The organism is Capnocytophaga gingivalis (assembly GCF_002302415.1).
GTDB lineage: Bacteria > Bacteroidota > Bacteroidia > Flavobacteriales > Flavobacteriaceae > Capnocytophaga > Capnocytophaga gingivalis.
The window spans coordinates 1,556,744-1,573,609 of the sequence record NZ_CP022386.1 but is presented as its reverse complement, the minus strand read 5'-3'; the positions used below and the strand labels follow the sequence as shown (position 1 = coordinate 1,573,609).

Below are 16,866 nucleotides of genomic sequence, written 5' to 3'. Positions count from 1 at the left end.
TTATTCAAAACGTCCTATAGCATTGATTACAGTAGCTCCTTTCACTACTAAGCCCTTAGTAGCGGCATTGGTTGCAGGGTCTATGATATAGATAGCAGGATCGGTACCTTGTTCGTTCACTGGGAGATATACCTTACCGCCATAAATCGCTGGGGTAATAGGGTTGGTTACAATATTGGTACATTTGGTAGGTTCAGGAAGACCAGCTACCCAGTTGAGTGTCTTCGCTTCTACATCTACAATGGCATAGTGATATACGTCCAAAGAGCGGAGATTGGCCTTAGTAGCATCATTGAAGAACTCTACAAGAAATTTGTTATCAGTTATATGCCATACACGGCGGAAAAGGCCGTTGTTAGATACAGCAGAGATATCAAAGAAATAGCTATCATCAAAAGTTGTAGCTCCTGCCTTGATACGCAAAGCTCCTGCGGGCTTAGTGGTAGCCTTATCTGCTTTAGCTGGTGCTTTGGCAGGTGCTGGATTCTTAGCAATGGCTCCAGAGAACACATACACATCTCCATTGGCTACCTTACCCATTTCCAAAAGGTATTGGCTCTTGAAACGACCCGCTGAGTAGCTGAGTTTATCACTCTTGTAGTAGCGCTTAAGGTTCAAATCCTTATCAAGTACTCCTACATATACCACATCGGTATTTTCCATATGGCCTGTACTGGAGCCCTGTCCTGGTTGTACATCCTTGTATTCAGAAACAAGCATACCTGTGAGGAATTCCCCATTACCATTGTCCAAAATACCCGCAAAAGATACGATCTCAGTATCATTCATATTGTCCCCTAAGAACTTATTGGTATGAATGGTTTTGCGAGAAGCCTCCGCAAAGTCAGAAGTATTACGGAAGATAAAAGTAGACCCATCGTTTTTCCCTTCGAAAGCCTGCCCACTTACAGCTGTTACATAGTAATTATTAAAAAAGCCAAAGGTAGTAGCACGCTCATTTACCTCAAAATCATTGATAGGGCTTACTTCTCCCTTTGCATTACGCGCATAGGAAACACCTATACCTGCTCCTCTGAACTCATAAGAGAGACCTGCTGCGATATTCTTATTAAACAACCAAAAATATCCATTAGCTGGTTTTAACTGTCCTTTGTTAGACTCCAAAGGTACTTCTCCTTTAGTCACATCATCAGCAAGGAGTATATAACGGGCTTTGTTTTCTGCTCCTCCTGCATCAATAAAGAAGCGATTGGCTTCTGCTTGGGGATTGGTATTATTACCCCCTCCATTATTGTTGTTATCATCACTCTTGGAGCATGATACCAAAGTCGCTGCTCCTACTGCTGTGAGGAACAACCCTTTTTTAATAGTTTGAAAATTAATATACATAATATAAATAGTTTTGAATTTTCGGTTTTGAGTGGTTAGTAGGGGCGAATTGCAATTCGCCCTTACTAAAATCTATATGAGGCTTTGACATAAAAGGCACAACCTGCCTTTTGCAGACTATAGTTGTCATACAGGAGTGCATTGGTAAAGTTTTTTACCTCTACCGAGAGGGTGTACTTATTCCTTGGGGCTGTATAGGTAAGGCTCAGATCGTGGGAGAGCTGCGTGGGTACAGTAATTTTTGCTCCTTCACTCTGCCAAGAGAGGAAAAACTCATGAGTATAAGCCAAGTTGTAACCCAAGGTAAGCCCATCGTCCTGAGTGAGTAAGCTATCGAAGGTATAGGTCGCATCGGCACTACCAAAGAGGTAAGGCATGTTGGGCACCCGATCTCCATAGGTTACTGAATCCGCTCCGTTGGTATTCTTACGCTCGCGGTTGCGCATATCCATATAGGAGAGATTCCCTCCTACAGAAAAGGTTTTCTGATAGAAATAGCGTAGGGTAAAATCACCACCCAAAGTGAGCACCTTACCATGGTTCTTGCTGGTGGCTGCCCCTGTGCTGGCTACATTGCGAATGATATAGTCCTGAATATAGCGTAGAGCAAAGCCTCCTTCTGCTAAGAGGGCATGACCATTGGTTTCGGGCTGCCAAGAGAGATTCACATTGAGGTTCTCACTATGCTCTGGGCGCAACTGGTTGGCTCCTATCTCCAAGTCTCCATCTCCGAAAAGCTCTCGGTCGTTGGGCAAGCGATAACTCTTTTCGTAGGAGAGCTTGGCCAGTAGTTCCTTAGAGAACTCATAGGAAGAACCTATCCCCACTCCCAAGGCATTGGTACGCTCAGTATGATCTTCATAAACGGACAAATAGCCATGCCCACTCACCACCGCAGGGCCTGTTACCTTAGCTACATAATATTTGCCAAAGGCTAAGACCGTCCACTGGTCATTTGGCACATATTTGTACGAGAGGCCTGTGATATTCTTTTGGTTGATACGATCCATAAAATCAGCATCGGAAGAGAATGGCGTAAAAAGCTGGCTCTTGGTCAATCTATAATAGTGGCTAAAGGTATGCGTAAGCTGCAAGAAGTGCTTTTCGCTTAGCCAATAATCCAAGTGTGCTGCCACGTAGGCTGTCTTGCCTTCAAAGAGCGTATTCTGATACATAGCCTCCCCCTTAGTTGGCTTGATTCTGTAAGAGCCGTCCCAGCTATATATACGATTTTCTTCATCTACAACATTGGTAGTGGTTAGGTCATAACGGCCTACAACGGAAAAGCTTAATCCCTTCAATAGGTTTTTCTTTTCGTATTCTATCCCTGTACTATAGGTATAAGAGGTTTGGTACTTACCCCCAAAGACAATCTGCATAAGGTTAGCATTCTGTATCTGCTTATACTCTTGGTTATAATTCAGGGAGAAAGAGAGCTTATCCGCCCAAGGCTCCTTGAATATATTCACCTTTCCGATGATTACCTCATTGTGATAGCGGTCATGGAAGCGCTTGAACCACTGTCTGTCCTTGGAGTAAATCCCTTTAGTCAGGTCTAAGTAGTGGGTAAGCACCTTATAGCTATTATCGGAATAGTTCTGATAGGCATTAAGTTCTATCCCTATATTATCCGTCAGTGGCACCCCTACATTGAGCGTACTCTTATGGGTGTTAAAAGAACCAAAGGTATAACTGAGGTTGGCATACTGAGCATTGCTGCGCTTGGTAACGATATTCACCGCCCCTCCGAGGGCATCAGAGCCAAAGGTAACAGGCACCACTCCCTTATAGATTTCGATACGGTCAATTAGTTCAGTGGGGATATTGCCTATTTGAAAAGAAGAAGCCCTACTGATAGGCACCCCATCCACAAAAGTACGTACATGCTGCCCTGTAAAACCATTGAGGTTGATTTGGCTCTCAGCTCCCACGCCACCCGTTTCTCGTACCTTTACCCCTGAGGCCTTGGCGAGCATATCGGCGGCATTGCTATTGAGGTGTGTGAGCTTGGAGGCATCTATGGCGGCTACATTATAGGCACTCTTCTCCAGCTGCTTGATCGGGGTGATGGCCTCCACCGTAATACCCGTAAGAGCGGTGATTTCTTCCTCCATAGCCACATTGAGCACCACAACAGGCTGTGCCACAGTAAGGGTTTGCTCTTGTGCCTTATAGCCCATGGACTCTATAGAAAACGTATAAGGTGCTTCTCTATATGGTACTGATAGGGAAAAACTCCCTTGAGCATCGACCACTGTATGCTTCTTGAGTTCCTTAAGCTGCACTACTGCCCCCACTACAGGCTCTTTGCCTGCAGTGATACGCCCCTTTACGGTGGCTACTTGCTGAGCATAGAGCACCCCTACACAGAGGTAAAACACACAAAACCAGAAACTTTTAAAAGAGAAATACATCATATAGTCTATATCCAATTTCTAAACGGGGGCAAAGATAATAATTTATTTGGAATAATTCTAAAATAATTTGCCAATTAGCAGATTTGTCATAAGTTAATTAAAAATCCCCATGAGTTGTCTTCTCTCACGGGGATTTTTATTTATAGCTTGTCGTGCTACGACTCGTGCTATGTCCTAAATTGTTAATTGGCATATCATCTCCACAAAAGCAGGATCTCGGTGAGAGAAGAAGAGTGTTTGCTTGGTGTCAAGAGCTTCAATCTTTGCCATATCATCTTTAGGCAGATTAAAGTCAAATACATTAAGGTTCTGCTGCATACGCTCTTTGCGCACCGACTTAGGAATGCAGATAATATCGCGTTGTAACAGGTAACGCAAAGCTACTTGGGCAGCGCTTTTGTGATACTTTTCACCAATAGCATTGAGGGTAGGATTCGTAAAGAAATCATTTTTGCCTTCGGCAAAAGGTCCCCACGACATTAGCTTGGTATCGTATTTCTTCATTAGTTCTTGGAGGGCTTGCTGTTGGTGGAATACGTGTGTTTCCATCTGGTTTACCGCAGGTTTTATCTCGCAGTGGTATGCCAAATCGAGGTATCTATCGGCATAGAAGTTGCTCACCCCAATAGCGCGTACTTTACCTTCTTTGTAGGCTTCTTCCATAGCGCGATAAGAGCCATAATAGTCGCCAAAAGGTTGGTGAATGAGCAAGAGGTCTATATAATCAGTTTGGAGTTTATGCAAAGAGGTTTCGATAGAGGCTTTTGCTTTTTCGTAGCCTGCATTGCTTACCCACACTTTGGTAACGATAAAAAACTCTTTGCGGTCAATACCACTTTTCTTAATAGCGTTACCTACACCCTCTTCATTTTTGTAGATTTGGGCAGTATCAATCATTCGGTAGCCTACCGCGATAGCATCGCTTACGCAACGCTCACATTCTTTAGGGTCAACTTGGTATACACCATAACCCAATAGGGGCATTTGTACCCCGTTGTTTAATTGAATATTCTGCATAATTTGAGTTTTAAGTTCTGAATTTATTTGTGGATTCTTAATAATACTCCCTCATCGTCCTTATATCCAAATATCCTTCTCTACCGTTTTTGATAATCTTATAGAACGAATGTGTCTGAGGGGTTATTTTTTCATATATTGCCTTTTTCTGTTGGGGGTAGATCCCTATCTTTTGATCTTTGTAGATATAGATAAGGCCGTCTTTCTGTTGTTCAATATTGTCATAGACAACCGGAAGTAGCTCCTCCCCTATCAGATATACATCAGGGTATACACGCAGCATGCGCTTATAAAAAGGGCTTCCTTCCAGCTCTATCTCTGTATAGTCTCTTCCATCTAACTTCTCTTGGTAGGTGTAGCCAAAAAGCCCATACTTATTGCCTTGTTGTACTCGTATAAGCTCAGGATGAGGATAGATAGTGCCTGTAAAAGAGTCATTCTCGTCCCATACAATACGCCTCTTACCATTGACAAACGAAAGGGTTTCCTCCGCACTCCTATCCGAGAGGTAATACTCCTTCTCTGCCTCGTACTTTGAAGCAAAACCTCCAAATCCACAAAGCATATAGTAGGGGTATTCTTTTTTATGCTCATCTTTCTTTAGGGTATAACGCCTCTCATACACCGTCCCACAGAGAGAATAAACGATTTTAGGAAACGCCTCTATTCGCTCTCCACTTATCTGGTAATAGTCCGCTCCTTGCCTGTTAAGCATCTCTATCCCATCTCGGTAGAAATAGACACTTCGCATCCCCTTGAATTCTTTCTTTTGTAAATAACTGTCGTAGAGTACATACTTGCGCCCCCTTCTACCTATCACGCCAAACTTGTTATAGTAGATCGTATCATACCTACCTGGAAGCACTTTTTGCTTATAAATATCAATAAGTTCATAGCGCTTGCCTTTAGGACGAAGTAGCATATAATCTTCGGGTTTATATGCTATAAAATCATCTGTATAGGACGAAGGGTATTGAGCGGCTACGAGCTTTGTTGTCTCTCTGTCATTCAAGAATAAGGTTTTATCCTTCAATGGCACTATAAACCCTTCTATATCACCATCATCGCTCAAGAGGTATATATTCCTACCCTTTCCCAAGTTGATAGCACGTAGTGAATAATAATCCCTATCTTGATAAGGATCTTTTTCTTCTACATCAATATCACATAGCAAGGCCAATTGTGGGTTAAGTATCTTAAGAATTGTTTGGGTATTCTTGTCATAGATTGGCGGAAGTGTCTTAAAGGTTTTCCCTACAAAATCCTTCAGGGTAGTACGCTGAATATCATTGAGATAGATAATTTTCTTCTCTCCTCTTTTTATATCCTTCAGAGTCTCCCAATCCTCCTTATCATCATAAGTCAACTTAAGATCATAGAGTTCTTGCTTATAATCTGCTTTTTCATCTTCCTCGTAGTCAAGCTCCAGCTCTAAGAACTTATCTTTCCCTTTTTGCCAATAGAAATTAAGTTCTCCCTCAGTATTATAGGCAAGTATATCTATATGGCGAAGGGTTGTTTCTGTCTGTGCTTGCCCCCATAAGGCGAACAACAAAGTCGCGATAAAGGTCAATTGTTTCAACATAATATTCCATTTTACACCCCACAAAGATACAAATAATTAACCAATAAGTCAATTATTTTGTCTGAACAGTTTGCATTTGACTATACATAAAGTTAGACACACGTTTTTTAATGAGCTATTTGTTCGGTTATTTTTGGTTAGAAAAGGTATCAACCACATTTTTCAAAGCCATACGGTCTTTAACTTCTTTTTGGCTTTTCGTCTTCTGCCTATTTCTCTCGCTTTGTACAGCATCATTTAGGAGTGAGTCCAAGTGAATTTTATCAGTAATAAAAAAACTCCCCGTGCAAAAAGAGATTGCACGGGGAGTGTTAGCGAGAGATTAGCTTAGTCTATTTTGTAGACTACTTTTGCAAGTCCTAATTCTTTCCATTTGCCATTTTTAGCTTCAGGACGTGAATATACATTGCCTAACAAAGGAGATTCTTGTTTAAATCGTGATGCTTTCCAAGTTTTGTATTCTACTTTTCCATTGTTATAGTACCACTCTACTTTTGCTACTTTTTTCTCTAAAAGTAATTTTTTAAAAGCTTCTAAATCATTGGGAACAAACTCAATAGGCAGTTTCTCAACAGGAGTGGTATCAAGGTTGTTTAGAGATACTTCTTCAACAGCAATAGTAGAGATAGCAATATTCAAATGCTCAAACACTTTTTTTACAAGCTTAGAATCATATTCCTCTTGTAGTTCTTTGTATAGTTTATCTTGCAAATGAGAAAGCTGTTCTTCCACATACTCTTGAATTTCATTCATAACTTCACTTTCTTGTATTTTCTCTAATTGTTTTTCAGCAAAAACAAGAAGTTTATCCTTTCCAAATTGCTCTTTAGTAAGTAGAGATAGTAGTTCTTCAGTCTCTGGATTATTCTCTGTGAATGCAGCCTCAAATACTTTTTGAGCTTCTGTGCCGTCTTCTGTAGTGTCGTCGTAGTACAATTGGAATTTGTCCCCCAGAAGCACCCCAAAGCGAAGTTTTAGCTGTCGCATATAAGAGATGAGTTGTTTCTTATGTTTTTCCACAGACTCTTTAGGGCGTTTTAGTTCTATAACAAACTGAAAACTATTAGCTGATTTTATAGCTATATCAGCTTTTTTAGTACTACTTCCCATTTGCACACGCAGTTGAGTTATAATTTCTCCTTGACTTCTTGACCAACCCAAATTCTCTAAGAAATCTTCAATTTCTCCTTGAAAAATATTTTCTTTAGTATTCTTTTTTTGATGTGTGCTTACTATATAGCACAATTCATTCCATTTATTCATATTTTATTGAATTTTAATTTTATTTCTAAATATCGTAGCTATAATACCAGCCAGCTATAACATCTAAGGCACCAGCATCTTCTGTAGAAAGGCTGTTTTCTATAGCATCTCTCGTACCACTACTATTAGTAGTCATATCTCTCATTTTGCTATAGGTAGCTTTTAACTCTTTTAAGATTCTGTTATAGATAGCTTTATCAGTAGCAGTTGCTCTTGAAGGATCAAATAAACCTGTTCTTGTAAGATATTTTTTTTGTATATTTCTTAACTGTAGTCCTTTTTGGTAAGCTATTTTCAACATACTATGGTATTGTTGAACTGATTGTTTTTCTTGGGGTGTTAGTTCTTTAGGCACATCCATTGTCAAAAAACCTCTTCCTAAACTTTCATTTGTCATATTGTCTAAATCTTGAAACTCTCTGATTGGAAATGAAGATACTAAATATAATTGTTGTGTTTTGATATTTTGAATAACCAAATTCTTATTAACTTTTCCATATCCACGAGGACAGTCAGTTATCATTATGAATCTATCTGTTGTAGGAATTGAGGTAAATTTTAAATATTTAGAAGTTTCATAGTCTGGTTCTTCACCTATTTCTTGAATGGGATACATACCTAATATTCTTTTCTCTTCTATTTCTGTTAATCCTGAGATATATTGTATGCCTTTATCCTTTTCTAATTTCAAAGCTGATTGTCTTACAAATGTAAAAGGGATTTCACCTCCTATAGAAATATTTGTAAGTTCATTTAAGAAATTTTGTGTGACTAAAAAATAATCATCTGAATTAATGTTTTTTAAGACAGAATATTCATAATTTTCTATTGATACCAAATTCTTGTCATTAGGAAAAATAGAGTTGTCAGATGTAGAAATAGCTTCTAATGGGAGAGTATTACTTTTTTTATGTTTAATAATTTTGTATTTTAAAGGGATAAGTTCAAATGTACCGTCTAATTTACTAAAATGTATTTTAGTGGTATCTATTACAAAAACTTCTTTTTTTATACTTTGCCCTGCAAAAATAGGTTTTTTATCTGTAGGAGAGGTATTGTTAAGTTGATCTAAAATTTCCAGATATTTTTTTGCTCTTGAAGACATCTGTAATTTGTTGTTAATAAAATCTTTATAGAATTCTAAGATTTTATCATTTCTATTTTCACCTTCTTTGTCAAGATATATGAAAGAAACTTTTGCGCCGTTATCTGTAGAGTAAGTTTTTCTTAACTCATTTTTATATTTTTCAACAATTTTTTCAGCTTCTACTAAATATTGTAATTTTATTTTTCTTTTTTCATTGGAAGTTAAGTATTTTTCGATAAGAGGAGCAATACTTTTTTTCTCTTGAAACTCGTCATAATCACCTTTATATTTAGGCAATTCTTCTTTTAGTTCTTGGTATTTTTTTGAAGGAATATCCTCTTCTCCATAGATAGGGTAATCAACCATTTTTAATTGCATATTAAAAATGAGTATTTTATCTTTTCTGCCATACTCATTTAATCTATTCAGATTGTAATAAGCTTTGTATGCAGTTATAGGAGTTATTTCAAACTCTTTGTTTTGTCCTCTCAATAAGTTAGAAATTATGAGAGAAAAGAAAAATAAAATGGTTGTTTTTGTGTTTAATGTCATTTTTTTAGTTTTTAAATTGCTATTCCTACTCTTTTGCAGGCTTTTCGGTTCCGCCTTTATCGTTCATATAAGTACATAAAAAAACGCGGGCACATTCCTTATACTTTTATAGAAGCCCGACCAAAGGCAGTAACTAAAGCAAAAGGAATGCCCACGCTTAAACGTAGGCATTTCCACTTCTACTTTCCTTTAGTTACTTAAAAAAATGGTCGTTTTTCTATAAAAGGAAAATGTAAAGCGAAACGCTAATTTATGTCTTTATGTAATTGTTTTCTCTGTTTCTTTTAAATAGTGTTTAAATGAGTTTTTAAAATCATTGCAAAGGTAATACTTTTTTTGTGATGAGCAAGAGAAGAGGATATTTTTTAGTAAAAACTTATGTTGTTTTACTTTAACTATAAAACTAATAAATGCCGTTTTTGAATGGAGTAGATAAGATTTCGAGTATATATAAACTCACACTTCTTGCCCTGAGTGAATTTTATTTATTGCGTGTCGTGCTACGACTCGTGTTACGACTCGTGCTACGACCTTATGGCTTCAATCATATTATCTACTTGTAGTTTTTCGAGGATATTTTGGCGGTGGCGGTTTACGGTATGTATGCTGATGTTCAGTTTTTCGGAGATTTCTTTGCTGAACATTCCTTCTTTGGCAAGGGCGAGAATTTCTCTCTCGCGCGGGGTGAGTAGTGCATCGGTAGCACTTTCGATAGTGAAAGGTACCACTTCATCGGTAAGGCAGTTTTTTATCTGAAAACGCACTGAAGTGTTTGCCGATTGTTCGGGAGCGAGGTCTATCATACCCATAGCCAAAAAATTATCGTCTTTGAATGCCAATAGGCGCGTTTGGTAAATCATTCGTATATACTTCCCTTTTTCTAATACTCTCAACTCATAGATGTATTTGTAAGTGAGCTTTTCTTCCTCGGGGAGTGTATCCAAAAACTCCCATACTTTTTTATCAATTCTTCTTACCACTTCTAAATCATCGGGATGTACTAACTTCTCAATATCGAGCTCTTGAGATGCTTCAATATATTCGGTTACATAATAGTAATGCCCGAATTTATCCGATAGAAAAACGGCAAAACTACCTGCTTGTTCCAAGATTTTCATATAAGAAATGTATTCTTGGGCTATTTCCTCTATGCTTTTATCGGTTGTCATCTTAAAAAATGGTTATTATTCAGTATTGTGTAGTGATGCGCACTGGCGTAATTTTGCGCCAAAGATAATTAAATATTTTTAAAAGATGAAGCATCAAACACGAACCATTAGGAATTTATGTATTTTTATTTTCGTAGCCCTCAGTTGTGGCTGGGTGGGCGTATGGGTAGATACTCTTACGGGGGAAACGACAGGCGATTTTAGCGATACTAATAATGGTACTAGCGGAATGGGTATTTTTATAGTGGCTCCGCTGCTTACTTGGCTTGTGTTGCGCGCTTTTATGGGCGATGGTTGGCGCGATGCAGGATTGCGTCCGCTTATTAAGAAAAACCTGCGTTGGTATGGGGTGGCAACCCTTATTTACCCTGTGGTGATTGCCGTTACCCTGCTTATAGGGGAGCTTTTGGGCTGGATAGATGTACAAATCCGGTGGACGGACTATCTTGCGGGCTTTGGTATTTTTGTAGTAGCCGAATTTGTAAAGAATTTCTTTGAAGAATCGTCGTGGCGGGGGTATCTTACGGCTCGTTTGCTCAGTTTGAAAATTAAAGACGTGTGGCTCTATCTCATTGTGGGGGTAGTGTGGTGCTCGTGGCATTTGCCTTACTTTTTCTACTTCCTAAAACCCGAACAGCTATTTGCCGTATTTCCTTACGATAAGGTTACTTTTTGCATAATGGCATTAGTGTGCTGCATCTCGTGGACGGTGATGTATACCGAACTTTTCCGCCTTACAAAGTCGATATGGGCTGGGGTGTGGATGCACGCCATTGAGGATACCACTATCAACAGCCTGATATACGACAAACACATTCTTATAGAAACCGGTAAACATATACTCATTTCCCCAGTTTCGGGGATAATCCCTTGTCTGTTGTACCTCGGCGTTGGTTTATGGCTGAGGAAGTTACGAATGACAAGAGACGAATGAAAAGCTACGAAAACTCCCCGTGATGCGAGCCATATAGGCGGTTTACATACGGGGAGCTTTATTTATTGTTTGTTGTACTATGGTTCCTCGATTTTAAGGTAGTCTTTAGCTTTTGTAGGTGATATGACACTGCGCCCTAATTGAGTTTCCAATTGCTTGCGCGCTACTTTGGCTACACCACCACCTTCTTTAGCTACCTTTTTCTGTTCTTCTACTCCTTGTGGGTCGCGTTGTTTGGAAAGTTCGGTAGCTGAGGCTTCGGCTAATATGTTAAAAGCCATTTCCAAGTTGGTCATATTATCGCGTAAGTTCTCTTTTTTGAGTCCTTTATACTGCTTGTATTCTTTGGTAGTAAAGCCACTCCATTGTTGGGTGATAATATCAGTGAGTGTGGCGTACTCTACACCTTCTTTTACCCCCGTACGTTTCCACTCATCGGTAAGTTCTTTTCGCACTTCAATAGATTTGATACGTTGGTTTATCCACGCTTCTGAATATCCCAAGCGGCGATAGTCAGCCACCGCTTGTTCTATAGAGCGTTCAGGGTCTTGCAGTTGGTCAATACGAGTGCTAGCAACTTCTGCCATCCATAGTTTAAAAGGCTCTGCTTTAGGAGAAGGGATAGACTGTATCAAGCGAAAAAGTTGTTCAGTATCAGCGACATCGGTAAGTCGCATTTTACCATCAGCAGCTTTTAACTTCAAAGCGTTACAGTTTGTAACGGTTTCATTTCCCTCTTCTTTTAGTCGTTTTTTTAATACACGCCAATAGGTCTGAGGGTTAGGGCTATCAGTTAATATAGCCACTACATCTACAATAGAGAAATACCATTTCTCATGAGTGTCGTCCCAAATGGTACGTACCTTGCGTTCTTCAAACAATTTGATAGCTTCTTTTTTCATATCCGATAAGGTTTTTGTGCTTTTTCAAACAACAAAAGTACAAAATAATTAATAATTGACAATTAACCATTGATAATTTACGAAAACTCCCCGTGATGCGAGCCATATAGGCAGTTTGCATACAGGGAGTTTAGTTATTGTCTATCTATTACAACCTAATTAGCGAATTTCCACTACTTCTTCCAGTGGAAGTCTCTTTTTAGGAGTCTTACTTGGGTGGTTGCTATCGGATTCACTGTGATAACCTACCGCTACAGCAAGTACCGCTTTACAGCCTTTTACTTGCAATTTTTCAGTGTAGTAAGCAGCATCGAAACCTTCCATAGGAGTCGCATCAATACCCTCTGCTCCGCAAGCGGCTACAAAGAAACCTGTTGCCAAATACACTTGTTTTTGGAACCAAGCCTTCGCTCTTTCATCATCACCTGCTTTTACACTCTGGTAATAATCAACTATAGGTTGTGGCTGATTGGCCTTGAAATAGGTTTCAAAAGCGGCTGTATCATCATATGCAAAAAACACGACAAGGTGACTGGCATCTTTTATCTTCTGCTCGTTAAAGAACGAATGTGCGGCCAAGTCTGCCTTGAGTGCCTCATCTCCTATGATAGCAAATTTCCAAGGCTGGCTATTTACTGAAGAAGGAGCTAAGCGGAGTATCTCGGCCAATTCCTTGATTTTAGCCTCACTTATCTTCTCATTGCGATATGCTTTAGCAGCATATCTCTTTTGTGCGATTTCTAAAAAATTCATATATCCCTATTTCTCCATTAGTTGTTTGTTACTTCTGTGATTACTTCTATATTCCCACGAGTAGAGTTAGAATAGGGACATACTTGGTGTGCTTTGTCCGCAAGTTCTTTGGCTTGCTCAAGTGATACCCCAGGTACATTCACTTGTAAGGTTACGGCAAAGATAAAACCTCCAGTATCAAGCTTTCCTATAGATGCATGGGCTGTTACAGTAGTCACCCCTGTGGTTACTTTAGTTTGTTTGATAACCAAGTTCAGTGCGGTATCAAAACAAGCTGCATACCCTGCTGCAAAGAGTTGCTCTGGATTGGTATAATCGTCATTAGCGCCTCCTAAGGCTTTAGGAGAACGTAGTTCGAGGCTTAATACGCCATTGTCGGAAGTTACTTTTCTATTAGGGGCTCCGGTAGCGGTAGCCACTGCTGTGTACAGTGCTGTCATATTAATTCTTTTTTATTTACTTTGTTATTTATTTTTACTTAAGGATTTTATATACTAATGTCCTAAGAGTCTCTAATTCTTGAGCGCTAAGCGCTATTGACTCTTTCAATCGCGAAGGAATGTCTTTGACGGTTTCTTGTAGCTGTTGGCCTTTTTCAGTCAGCGCGATCCACATAATGCGTTCGTCCTTCTTGCAGCGGATACGAGTGAGCAACTCTTTGGCTTCCATTCGCTTAAGCAAAGGGGTAAGGGTACCACTATCTAAGTAGAGCCTTTCTCCTATAGCATTTACCGTGAGAGAGCCTTCTTCCCAGAGTACTAAAAGTACCAAATACTGCGGATAGGTAAGGTCTAAGGGAGTAAGATACTTAGCATATTGCTGTGTAATCTTACGCGAAGCCGCATAGAGCGGAAAGCATACCTGAGCACCTAACTGTAAGTTTTCTTCTATCATTACTTCTTGATTTCGGGGGCAAAAGTACAACAAATATTTTAAACAACAAAATTTTTTACAAATAAATTTTGCACAATATAATTTTATAATGAATTATAGGTAGTTCAATAACTAAGAATCCCCCGTGTAGCAGGTACTACATGAGGGATTTTATGGGGTTATTTACTAATTTATACTTCATCAAAACCGAAGAGTATAGGCAATCTCCCTCACGGCTTTATCAGTATGGCTGTACAATGGAGATGATGATTTCTGATAGTAGTCGATTTGTGGACAAAGATAGTGATAATTCTATCTCCTTACCCATGAACGAACTACATATAATTTTGCCTCATATATAACTTTATATTTTTTAATTTCTAAATTTGGTTAATTAACCAATTATTCTTACTTTTGTATCGTGCGAATAATCAGTAATTTTTGGATGAATATATCGGCTTATATACTATTGGGAGTGGTGGTGTTCCTTATTCTCAAACTCTTATTACCCAATGCCTCTAAACGTTTTTTGAAACTACAAGCCTCCTTACCTACCTCAAAAATACGTTCGATTGCCAAGGGATTGGCAAAAGTAGAAGGGAAACTCTTGATGAAAAACCCGCTTTTTTCGCCTATCAAAATGACACCCTGCATAGGCTATTACTATCTAATAGAGAAGATTGACAGAGATAAAGAGGAACACAATTCTTACTCTACTATCCACGAAGAAACACAATGTAACCCTTTCGAAATAGAAGATACGACTGGGAAAATAGAAGTAGTGCCTGAGGGAATCCAACTTTTTTTAATGGAAAATACCCATCAGTACACTAGTGGAGAAAAGCGATATAGTGAAAGTCTGCTTAGAGAAGGAGATGAAGTTCTTTTGATAGGTTATACTGACGCCAAAGGTGGAGTACCTTTCCTAAGAAAAGATGATAAATATAAGCTCTTAGGAATTACTTTGGTATCCTCTATCAATCTTTGGAACAAATACCAACCCCTATTGCGGTCTTTCTTATTTACATGTGTTATTATTGTTTCATTAATTATATTTATTTTATTACAATGAATACCTCTATTATTGCTATCGTTTTAGCTGTTTTATTAGGAGCTTCGATTATAGGATTTTTGATAACTCTCTACAACCGATTGGTAATGCTGCGTTTCAATATCGATAAGGCATATAAAAACATAGATGTACTGCTCAAACAACGCGCGGATGAGATTCCTAATCTGGTAACCATAGCCAAAGAATTTGCCACCCACGAGAAAAAATTACTGACAGAGCTCACAGAACTTCGCACTGCCTATTACAGCGCACAACACACAGAAGAAAAAACTCAGATATCCAACAAGATTTCCAAAGGGTTGGCTTCGTTTTTTGCTATATCAGAACAGTATCCTACCCTATCGTCCAATAGTCATTTTGCAGCACTACAAACGCGGGTATCACAACTCGAAGACAAGCTTGCCGACCGCAGAGAGTTCTTCAATGATAGTGTGAACCTATATAACATAGGGATACACGAATTCCCCAACCTCATTGTAGCCAAAATCTTAGGATATAAAGACAAAACTTTATTAGAAATAAGTCCCTCAGAAAAACAATATGATGGAGTTCGATTTTAATACTTTCTTTGGGTATGAAACCCTGCTGAACGAGAAACCAGATAGGATGTTGATAATTAGTTTCCTGCTCCCTGTGGGGCTGTTACTACTCTCCTTGTTTATCAATTTTCTCCTAGAAAAATGGCACTGGAAGAGTTATCTGATAAAAGTCGTCCTATACACATCATTTTTACTGATTTTCTTCGGAGGTTTCACTATATCATTATTATATTTTATGGGAGTAAGTGGTGTAAAACTTGCCTATTGTTACAGCATTATCACTATAGGGATGTTCTTTTTCTGTCTTTTAAACGGCAAAACCATTACAAAGATGATTTTAGAACAGAAATCTTCTTCCTAAAAACAGACTTCCCTTTTTGCTCATTTGTCAATTAAATAGTCCCTTAGTTAGTCATATTATCGCGTAAGTTCTCTTTTTTGAGTCCCTTATACTGCTTGTATTCTTTGGTGGTAAAGCCACTCCATTGTTGGGTGATAATATCAGTGAGTGTAGCCTAACTAGGAACTTAATACACGCCAATAGGTCTGAGGGTTAGGACTATCAGTTAATATAGCCACTACATCTACAATAGAGAAATACCATAAGAGGAAAGAACAGATACTTTGGCAAAGTGCAGTTAGTAGTGTATTTTCATTTTTTAATTAGCAAATTTTGTCATTAACTCTTCCGAGCGCTTGCGCCCTGCCAAATAATGAGGATCAAGTTCTATAGCTTTTTGCAAATACGCAAGGGCTTGCGAGCGGTATTTGCGCTGAGGGTGCTGTTTTGCCCAAGCCCAATACACAAAACTCATTATTTTCCAAGAGGCATACTCGGGGTGTTGAGCTTGTTTGCGAATGATGTTCTCAAAGTCGATTTTGGCTAAAGCACGCTTTCGGAAGTAAAACCAAGGTAGATTTTCAGCTACACTCCCCCGCATAAATTCAGGAAGATAATGTATTGCTCCGTACTTTTGTATAGCTGTTTCAAAGAGTTGGAAACTTTTGCCAATGAGGGAAAGCTTGAATGTTTCTCCAGCAACTAAAGCCATTGCCGATGCTTTGTAGGAGAGGATAAAAGGTTGTAATGCCTCTGAGGCTTCGGGGGCTGATTCACATTCTGATAAAATTGTAAGACTCTTTTGTGCATAGCCTTTGTAGTACTTGTTGAAGAAGCCTAAATTTAGGGCTACTTCGTGATAGATAATTCCTAAGCGTACTTTGTTAAGCAAGGAAGGGTTTGCCTTATAATCGGCTTCAACTTCAGGAAGTTTGGCTTGCAGGAGGCTGTTGTCGATGAATTCCATTACATCATCTAAGGCGATTTGATAATCATTAAGAGTTTTCATTGCG

The 16,866-nt window shown here is 38.9% G+C and carries 16 protein-coding genes; 4 read left to right on the top strand and 12 right to left on the bottom strand.

Annotation, left to right across the window (positions count from 1 at the left end; translation table 11 throughout):
- The 7 genes from CGC50_RS07565 to CGC50_RS07530 all read right to left on the bottom strand — a co-directional run bounded on the left by CGC50_RS07565 (position 1) and on the right by CGC50_RS07530 (position 10,440).
- The gene (locus tag CGC50_RS07565) at positions 1–1,350 is read right to left on the bottom strand and encodes a DUF4374 domain-containing protein (RefSeq protein ID WP_095910303.1); all 1,350 of its coding nucleotides are present in this window, start codon (positions 1,348–1,350) and stop codon (positions 1–3) included.
- A gap of 65 nt (positions 1,351–1,415) precedes the next feature.
- Entirely contained in the window at positions 1,416–3,767 is a 2,352-nt protein-coding gene (locus tag CGC50_RS07560) for a TonB-dependent receptor (RefSeq protein ID WP_095910301.1), read from the bottom strand.
- 174 nt (positions 3,768–3,941) lie between these two features.
- A complete protein-coding gene (locus CGC50_RS07555; RefSeq protein ID WP_095910299.1) occupies positions 3,942–4,784 on the bottom strand; it encodes an aldo/keto reductase in 843 nt (280 codons plus the stop codon).
- A gap of 37 nt (positions 4,785–4,821) precedes the next feature.
- The gene (locus CGC50_RS07550) at positions 4,822–6,369 is read right to left on the bottom strand and encodes a hypothetical protein (RefSeq protein WP_095910297.1); all 1,548 of its coding nucleotides are present in this window, start codon (positions 6,367–6,369) and stop codon (positions 4,822–4,824) included.
- Positions 6,370–6,696: 327 nt separating this feature from the next.
- The gene (locus CGC50_RS07540; protein WP_095910296.1) at positions 6,697–7,632 is read right to left on the bottom strand and encodes a type I restriction enzyme HsdR N-terminal domain-containing protein; all 936 of its coding nucleotides are present in this window, start codon (positions 7,630–7,632) and stop codon (positions 6,697–6,699) included.
- Between the two features lie 25 nt (positions 7,633–7,657).
- Complete coding sequence (locus CGC50_RS07535; RefSeq protein ID WP_157909441.1) at positions 7,658–9,271, bottom strand: hypothetical protein; 1,614 nt, start codon at positions 9,269–9,271, stop codon at positions 7,658–7,660.
- A 524-nt stretch (positions 9,272–9,795) separates the two neighbouring features.
- The gene (locus CGC50_RS07530) at positions 9,796–10,440 is read right to left on the bottom strand and encodes a response regulator transcription factor (protein WP_095910293.1); all 645 of its coding nucleotides are present in this window, start codon (positions 10,438–10,440) and stop codon (positions 9,796–9,798) included.
- Between the two features lie 85 nt (positions 10,441–10,525).
- Between CGC50_RS07530 and CGC50_RS07525 the strand changes: the two genes are divergently transcribed.
- Complete coding sequence (locus CGC50_RS07525; RefSeq protein ID WP_095910291.1) at positions 10,526–11,374, top strand: CPBP family intramembrane glutamic endopeptidase; 849 nt, start codon at positions 10,526–10,528, stop codon at positions 11,372–11,374.
- A gap of 77 nt (positions 11,375–11,451) precedes the next feature.
- Here the strand turns inward: CGC50_RS07525 and CGC50_RS07520 are convergent, their stop codons facing one another.
- From CGC50_RS07520 to CGC50_RS07505, 4 genes are all read right to left on the bottom strand, one after another.
- Positions 11,452–12,276, bottom strand: a complete 825-nt coding sequence (locus CGC50_RS07520; RefSeq protein ID WP_095910289.1) for a BRO-N domain-containing protein — start codon at positions 12,274–12,276, stop codon at positions 11,452–11,454.
- A gap of 159 nt (positions 12,277–12,435) precedes the next feature.
- Positions 12,436–13,029, bottom strand: a complete 594-nt coding sequence (locus tag CGC50_RS07515; RefSeq protein WP_095910287.1) for a nitroreductase family protein — start codon at positions 13,027–13,029, stop codon at positions 12,436–12,438.
- A 17-nt stretch (positions 13,030–13,046) separates the two neighbouring features.
- Positions 13,047–13,469, bottom strand: a complete 423-nt coding sequence (locus tag CGC50_RS07510) for an Ohr family peroxiredoxin (protein ID WP_095910286.1) — start codon at positions 13,467–13,469, stop codon at positions 13,047–13,049.
- Positions 13,470–13,503: 34 nt separating this feature from the next.
- A complete protein-coding gene (locus CGC50_RS07505; RefSeq protein WP_002666421.1) occupies positions 13,504–13,923 on the bottom strand; it encodes a MarR family winged helix-turn-helix transcriptional regulator in 420 nt (139 codons plus the stop codon).
- A gap of 152 nt (positions 13,924–14,075) precedes the next feature.
- Here CGC50_RS07505 and CGC50_RS13775 point away from each other — a divergent pair, with 152 nt between their 5' ends.
- The 3 genes from CGC50_RS13775 to CGC50_RS07495 all read left to right on the top strand — a co-directional run bounded on the left by CGC50_RS13775 (position 14,076) and on the right by CGC50_RS07495 (position 15,534).
- Complete coding sequence (locus CGC50_RS13775) at positions 14,076–14,264, top strand: hypothetical protein (RefSeq protein ID WP_157909440.1); 189 nt, start codon at positions 14,076–14,078, stop codon at positions 14,262–14,264.
- An 83-nt stretch (positions 14,265–14,347) separates the two neighbouring features.
- Complete coding sequence (locus tag CGC50_RS07500; RefSeq protein WP_095910285.1) at positions 14,348–14,974, top strand: GIDE domain-containing protein; 627 nt, start codon at positions 14,348–14,350, stop codon at positions 14,972–14,974.
- Positions 14,971–15,534 carry a LemA family protein gene (locus CGC50_RS07495; RefSeq protein ID WP_095910282.1) on the top strand — a complete coding sequence of 188 codons (564 nt, stop codon included), beginning with the start codon at positions 14,971–14,973 and terminating at the stop codon, positions 15,532–15,534. Before CGC50_RS07500 ends, CGC50_RS07495 begins: the two co-directional genes overlap by 4 nt.
- A 638-nt stretch (positions 15,535–16,172) precedes the next feature.
- On the opposite strand, the gene CGC50_RS07480 is transcribed toward CGC50_RS07495, so the two are convergent.
- Positions 16,173–16,862, bottom strand: coding sequence for a hypothetical protein (locus tag CGC50_RS07480; protein ID WP_095910280.1), 690 nt, complete (start codon positions 16,860–16,862; stop codon positions 16,173–16,175).
- Positions 16,863–16,866 lie beyond the last annotated feature (4 nt).

What these genes read in the sequence shown, in the direction of transcription:
- CGC50_RS07565 (WP_095910303.1), bottom strand. Translation starts at nt 1,350, where the DNA reads ATGTATATTAATTTTCAAACTATTAAAAAAGGGTTGTTCCTCACAGCA.
- CGC50_RS07560 (WP_095910301.1), bottom strand. Translation starts at nt 3,767, where the DNA reads ATGATGTATTTCTCTTTTAAAAGTTTCTGGTTTTGTGTGTTTTACCTC.
- CGC50_RS07555 (WP_095910299.1), bottom strand. Translation starts at nt 4,784, where the DNA reads ATGCAGAATATTCAATTAAACAACGGGGTACAAATGCCCCTATTGGGT.
- CGC50_RS07550 (WP_095910297.1), bottom strand. Translation starts at nt 6,369, where the DNA reads ATGTTGAAACAATTGACCTTTATCGCGACTTTGTTGTTCGCCTTATGG.
- CGC50_RS07540 (WP_095910296.1), bottom strand. Translation starts at nt 7,632, where the DNA reads ATGAATAAATGGAATGAATTGTGCTATATAGTAAGCACACATCAAAAA.
- CGC50_RS07535 (WP_157909441.1), bottom strand. Translation starts at nt 9,271, where the DNA reads ATGACATTAAACACAAAAACAACCATTTTATTTTTCTTTTCTCTCATA.
- CGC50_RS07530 (WP_095910293.1), bottom strand. Translation starts at nt 10,440, where the DNA reads ATGACAACCGATAAAAGCATAGAGGAAATAGCCCAAGAATACATTTCT.
- CGC50_RS07525 (WP_095910291.1), top strand. Translation starts at nt 10,526, where the DNA reads ATGAAGCATCAAACACGAACCATTAGGAATTTATGTATTTTTATTTTC.
- CGC50_RS07520 (WP_095910289.1), bottom strand. Translation starts at nt 12,276, where the DNA reads ATGAAAAAAGAAGCTATCAAATTGTTTGAAGAACGCAAGGTACGTACC.
- CGC50_RS07515 (WP_095910287.1), bottom strand. Translation starts at nt 13,029, where the DNA reads ATGAATTTTTTAGAAATCGCACAAAAGAGATATGCTGCTAAAGCATAT.
- CGC50_RS07510 (WP_095910286.1), bottom strand. Translation starts at nt 13,469, where the DNA reads ATGACAGCACTGTACACAGCAGTGGCTACCGCTACCGGAGCCCCTAAT.
- CGC50_RS07505 (WP_002666421.1), bottom strand. Translation starts at nt 13,923, where the DNA reads ATGATAGAAGAAAACTTACAGTTAGGTGCTCAGGTATGCTTTCCGCTC.
- CGC50_RS13775 (WP_157909440.1), top strand. Translation starts at nt 14,076, where the DNA reads ATGGGGTTATTTACTAATTTATACTTCATCAAAACCGAAGAGTATAGG.
- CGC50_RS07500 (WP_095910285.1), top strand. Translation starts at nt 14,348, where the DNA reads ATGAATATATCGGCTTATATACTATTGGGAGTGGTGGTGTTCCTTATT.
- CGC50_RS07495 (WP_095910282.1), top strand. Translation starts at nt 14,971, where the DNA reads ATGAATACCTCTATTATTGCTATCGTTTTAGCTGTTTTATTAGGAGCT.
- CGC50_RS07480 (WP_095910280.1), bottom strand. Translation starts at nt 16,862, where the DNA reads ATGAAAACTCTTAATGATTATCAAATCGCCTTAGATGATGTAATGGAA.